A 2,623-nucleotide genomic window follows, 5' to 3' on the forward strand; every position below is an offset into this window, starting at 1 on the left:
TATCCCTACCCGCCGCGCTCCTCCTCTACTTGGTCACAATCACCGTGTCGGCCTGCGGTGCCAAGCTCGCTATCACCTGGTTCAAGCCGGTCAACGGATCGGTCACCACGATGCCTTTCAGCGTCACGTTGCCATCGTTGGTCACCGTGATGTCGTAGCTGATCTCCTCGCCTACCGAATCGTAGGTCTGCGGTGTCGCCACCTTGGTAATGCTATAATCAAAGTCCTGACAAATAACAACCTCAGTAACCCCTTCCGGTGTAGAAGTACTTGGACTGGATAAATCAAAAATATTCTTACCTGCACCAGTTGCAGTTGCCTTGGCTTGGTTAGAAATTAATCCATTATTAATATCTCCCTGTTGAACTACATAGGTAGCAGTATAGGTAGCTACTTCGCCTACTTTCAAGGTACCGGCTGCACTTCCCATGGTACTGCTTACAAATGATATGGCACTCATTGCACCAGCACCGGAGAAGCTTTCTTCCACAACCGCTACATTGATGAGCTGTGTATTGCCTTTATTAGTGACCGTAAACGTATAGGTAATAGTTTCACCTACTTCCAAGTCAACGCAATCTTCTCCCTGCAACGGATTTTTATTGGACACTTTGATTATTTCTATCACAGCGTTCTGACAAATCGGCGTAACCGTCTGCAGGTCATTATCCACCGTAGTACCTGACAAGTCACTCACTTGATATCCATTAAATGAACCTCTTGCGGTAGCCTGATTGGTCACCTGACCTGCTTCGATATCTGAAGCCAAAATGGTATAAGAACCCGTATAAACCCATGATTCACCTGATTCAAGGATACCATTAGTATTGGTGTCACCAGATTGATAAGTGATCGTTGGAACCTTTGGATCAGTAATTGAAACGTTACTTAAAGGAAAACTCTGAGACCCTAACGTTGCCGTAAACGTGTAGTTGATTACAGGATTAAGGGTAGGATCCAGACACTCGTCTTCGCTGAGCGTATTGGTAAACTCCTTGACCAATCTGATCGCACATGTACCAATACTAACAGTCACCGACTTTACTACGAAACAACCTGAACTGCTTGTAGCTTTGATATAATAGGTACCGGATGATGCAACCGCTAATGGATTAGGGACAGGTTGTGTGGCTTCTGAATCAAGCCAATAGGAGAATGTCGCTCCTTGAGCTGCTGTATGAGTAGTTGTTAAATTAATGGTGTTAGGAGAACAAACCGCAGCAGGAGGAATCACTGAAAAATCGGGAAGCGGATTAATAGTGACCACGACCGGTCTAATCAACTGACATCCCGTGATGGGATTTACCCCCTTGATATAGTAAGTGCCAGAAATTGAAACAGCACTAGGATTAGCTAGTGGTTGGGTAGCCAAATTATCTGTCCAATAGGTAAATGTCAACCCTGAAGATGAACCGTTGGTTACCGCAGGAAGGGTAAGATCAACAGTACCAGGTGAACAGACAGCCGGTGGAGCATTAATAGTTAAGGCGATAGGGTCATAAACTGTCACCTGCTTGGAAATAGTTTTAATCACACCTGATTTGGTGGAAGTCAACGTTACTGTATAGGTCCCAGCGGATGCATAAGTATGGGTTGGATTATTAGTCGTGTTCAAAGGACTTCCATCACCAAAATTCCATGAATAAGTGGCATTAACCGCAGGGTCACCACCTGTAGTTAAATTGGTAAATGAAACGTTTCGATTTTCACAAAAAGTTTGAAAATTAAAATTCGCTACTAGAGGAGTGTTAACAATAATACCAGAAGCATTAAAGTAGCATTGAGATTGGAGATTACCAGGACTGCAATCTTGATTAAATCCGTTTCCAGTTTGCCATGCGAAATAAACATTTTTGATTTCCAGTTTACTTCCCCATGGCCAACTGAAATCACCAATGCTAACTGGTGTGTTAAGCGGCTGATTAACACGAGGAGAAATACATTCAACCTTGGTTGTTATCAAAGTATCATTTACCCAAACTTCATATTGAGCATAGATTGAATAAAAATTACCTGAACTTCCACCAAAAGTTGCAAAAATTTTCCCGTCAACAGGTTCCCCAATATTATACAAATCATCGTCTGCCAGCGTAAAGGGATCTCCATTTGGTTTTACAAACCGCACATTATTAACTAATGCATTGTTCTGGGGACAACCAGGCACCCTGGAAGTAAAATTTACAGGACCTCCGAATTGAGAAAAGACTTGAGATTGAAAACCTATCAGTAAAAACAAAATGAAAAATAATTCCATTCTTACTTTAACCCTTCCAAAAGGTCCTCTTCTATTTGGCCGGGGGCTTGTCTGACAATTGGATAAGTTGTCCATATCGCTATTGGTTAAATTTTTCGAGTTCGTAATGCTTAGAAGCTAAGAATTCACTCTTTAGTGATTGATTTTCAAATACTTAAATCCTCTTCAAAATGGTTTTTTATTAATTCGAAAAGCCAAAACATCTGAAAAGTTCTCTCGTATTTATAATTTTGCTTTAAAAATACATTTTTTTGTTTTTCATATCCAAGAGATAGGTCGAAAAAATTTTTGTAATGCATTTTTTTTTATACGAAATGCTTTTAGAAAGCGGTTGGAACTTTGATTTACTTTTAAAAACCTAAGCCTTTT

General features: G+C 40.9%; 1 protein-coding gene. It reads right to left on the reverse strand.

Translation table 11 applies throughout. The features are described from left to right. Positions 1 to 25: 25 nt before the first annotated feature. Positions 26 to 2,329 carry a PKD domain-containing protein gene (locus tag DDT91_RS20760; protein WP_187178032.1) on the reverse strand — a complete coding sequence of 768 codons (2,304 nt, stop codon included), beginning with the start codon at positions 2,327 to 2,329 and terminating at the stop codon, positions 26 to 28. Positions 2,330 to 2,623: the final 294 nt, after the last annotated feature.

This window comes from Algoriphagus sp. AK58, from assembly GCF_014324365.1.
Lineage (GTDB): Bacteria > Bacteroidota > Bacteroidia > Cytophagales > Cyclobacteriaceae > Algoriphagus.

Bases quoted from the DNA above. Each gene is read 5' to 3' on its own strand.
- DDT91_RS20760 (WP_187178032.1), bottom strand. From the start codon at position 2,329: ATGGACAACTTATCCAATTGTCAGACAAGCCCCCGGCCAAATAGAAGA.